The organism is Xenorhabdus hominickii, from assembly GCF_002632725.1.
Lineage (GTDB): Bacteria > Pseudomonadota > Gammaproteobacteria > Enterobacterales > Enterobacteriaceae > Xenorhabdus > Xenorhabdus hominickii.
Genome location: NZ_NJAI01000001.1, coordinates 1,528,216 through 1,531,441 on the forward strand (window position 1 = coordinate 1,528,216; position 3,226 = coordinate 1,531,441).

The 3,226-nt window shown below is 53.3% G+C and carries 2 rRNA genes; both read left to right on the top strand.

Going from position 1 to position 3,226, the window contains the following annotated elements:
• Positions 1-121: 121 nt before the first annotated feature.
• A 23S ribosomal RNA gene (locus Xhom_RS48845) occupies positions 122-3,031 on the top strand.
• Positions 3,032-3,109: 78 nt separating this feature from the next.
• Positions 3,110-3,225, top strand: a 5S ribosomal RNA gene (gene rrf / locus Xhom_RS48850).
• Position 3,226: the final 1 nt, after the last annotated feature.

Genomic DNA, 3,226 nt, shown 5'->3' on the forward strand with positions numbered 1-3,226 from the left:
TGCTCTTTAACAATCTGGAACAAGCTGAAAATTTGAAACAATCAGTACTGTAACCGCGCTAAGGCGGCAGTATTGAGGAGTCTCTCAATCACTCCAGTCCGAAGACACCTTCGGGTTGTGAGGTTAAGCGACTAAGCGTACACGGTGGATGCCTAGGCAGTCAGAGGCGATGAAGGGCGTGCTAATCTGCGATAAGCGCCGGTAAGGTGATATGAACCGCAATAACCGGCGATACCCGAATGGGGAAACCCAGTGCAATCCGTTGCACTATCATTAACTGAATTCATAGGTTAATGAGGCGAACCGGGGGAACTGAAACATCTCAGTACCCCGAGGAAAAGAAATCAACCGAGATTCCCCCAGTAGCGGCGAGCGAACGGGGAGCAGCCCAGAACCAACATCAGCATCCGCGTCAGGAGAACGGTCTGGAAAGGCCGGCAGTAAAGGGTGATAGCCCCGTATCTGAAGACGCAGGTGGTGTGAGTTCGACGAGTAGGGCGGGACACGTGGTATCCTGTCTGAACATGGGGGGACCATCCTCCAAGGCTAAATACTCCTGACTGACCGATAGTGAACCAGTACCGTGAGGGAAAGGCGAAAAGAACCCCGGCGAGGGGAGTGAAACAGAACCTGAAACCGTGTACGTACAAGCAGTGGGAGCCTTGATTTATCAGGGTGACTGCGTACCTTTTGTATAATGGGTCAGCGACTTATATTCTGTAGCAAGGTTAACCGTATAGGGGAGCCGCAGGGAAACCGAGTCTTAACTGGGCGTTAAGTTGCAGGGTATAGACCCGAAACCCGGTGATCTAGCCATGGGCAGGTTGAAGGTTGGGTAACACTAACTGGAGGACCGAACCGACTAATGTTGAAAAATTAGCGGATGACTTGTGGCTGGGGGTGAAAGGCCAATCAAACCGGGAGATAGCTGGTTCTCCCCGAAAGCTATTTAGGTAGCGCCTCGTGAATTCATCTTCGGGGGTAGAGCACTGTTTCGGCTAGGGGGTCATCCCGACTTACCAACCCGATGCAAACTGCGAATACCGAAGAATGTTATCACGGGAGACACACGGCGGGTGCTAACGTCCGTCGTGAAGAGGGAAACAACCCAGACCGCCAGCTAAGGTCCCCAAGTCATGGTTAAGTGGGAAACGAAGTGGGAAGGCTCAGACAGCCAGGATGTTGGCTTAGAAGCAGCCATCATTTAAAGAAAGCGTAATAGCTCACTGGTCGAGTCGGCCTGCGCGGAAGATGTAACGGGGCTAAACCATGCACCGAAGCTGCGGCAGCGACACTCAGGTGTTGTTGGGTAGGGGAGCGTTCTGTAAGCCTGCGAAGGTGTGCTGTGAGGCATGCTGGAGGTATCAGAAGTGCGAATGCTGACATAAGTAACGATAAAGCGGGTGAAAAACCCGCTCGCCGGAAGACCAAGGGTTCCTGTCCAACGTTAATCGGGGCAGGGTGAGTCGACCCCTAAGGCGAGGCCGAAAGGCGTAGTCGATGGGAAACGGGTTAATATTCCCGTACTCGGTGTTACTGCGAAGGGGGGACGGAGAAGGCTAGGCTGGCCGGGCGACGGTTGTCCCGGTTTAAGCGTGTAGGTGGGAAGAATTGGTAAATCCGTTCTTCTGTTAACACTGAGGCGTGATAACGAGGCACTACGGTGCTGAAGTAGCTGATGCCCCGCTTCCAGGAAAAGCCTCTAAGCTCCAGGTAACATTGAATCGTACCCCAAACCGACACAGGTGGTCAGGTAGAGAATACTCAGGCGCTTGAGAGAACTCGGGTGAAGGAACTAGGCAAAATGGTGCCGTAACTTCGGGAGAAGGCACGCTGGCGTTAGGTGAAAAGACACGCTCTTGGAGCCGAGGCCAGTCGCAGATACCAGCTGGCTGCAACTGTTTAATAAAAACACAGCACTGTGCAAACACGAAAGTGGACGTATACGGTGTGACGCCTGCCCGGTGCTGGAAGGTTAATTGATGGGGTTATCCGTAAGGAGAAGCTCTTGATCGAAGCCCCAGTAAACGGCGGCCGTAACTATAACGGTCCTAAGGTAGCGAAATTCCTTGTCGGGTAAGTTCCGACCTGCACGAATGGCGTAATGATGGCCAGGCTGTCTCCACCCGAGACTCAGTGAAATTGAACTCGCTGTGAAGATGCAGTGTACCCGCGGCAAGACGGAAAGACCCCGTGAACCTTTACTATAGCTTGACACTGAACCTTGAGCCTTGATGTGTAGGATAGGTGGGAGGCTGAGAAGTGTGGACGCCAGTCTGCATGGAGCCAACCTTGAAATACCACCCTTGAATGTTTGATGTTCTAACGTAGGCCCGTGAACCGGGTTGCGGACAGTGTCTGGTGGGTAGTTTGACTGGGGCGGTCTCCTCCCAAAGCGTAACGGAGGAGCACGAAGGTTAGCTAATCACGGTCGGACATCGTGAGGTTAGTGCAATGGCATAAGCTAGCTTGACTGCGAGAGTGACAGCTCGAGCAGGTACGAAAGTAGGTCATAGTGATCCGGTGGTTCTGAATGGAAGGGCCATCGCTCAACGGATAAAAGGTACTCCGGGGATAACAGGCTGATACCGCCCAAGAGTTCATATCGACGGCGGTGTTTGGCACCTCGATGTCGGCTCATCACATCCTGGGGCTGAAGTAGGTCCCAAGGGTACGGCTGTTCGCCGTTTAAAGTGGTACGCGAGCTGGGTTTAGAACGTCGTGAGACAGTTCGGTCCCTATCTGCCGTGGGCGTTGGAAGATTGAAAGGGGCTGCTCCTAGTACGAGAGGACCGGAGTGGACGCACCACTGGTGTTCGGGTTGTCATGCCAATGGCACTGCCCGGTAGCTAAGTGCGGAAGAGATAACCGCTGAAAGCATCTAAGCGGGAAACTTGCCTTGAGATGAGTCTTCCCTTGTCCCTAGAGGACACTAAAGGAACGTTCGAGACGAGGACGTAGATAGGCTGGGTGTGTAAGCGTTGCGAGACGTTGAGCTAACCAGTACTAATGAACCGTGCGGCTTAACCTGACAACACCGAAGGTGTTTTGGGGTGAGAGAGCAGTTTCAGAGACTAATCAGCTTGTTCGAGATGAGAAACAGAATTTGTCTGGCGGCAATAGCGCGGTGGTCCCACCTGACCCCATGCCGAACTCAGCAGTGAAACGCCGTAGCGCCGATGGTAGTGTGGGGTCTCCCCATGTGAGAGTAGGGAACTGCCAGACA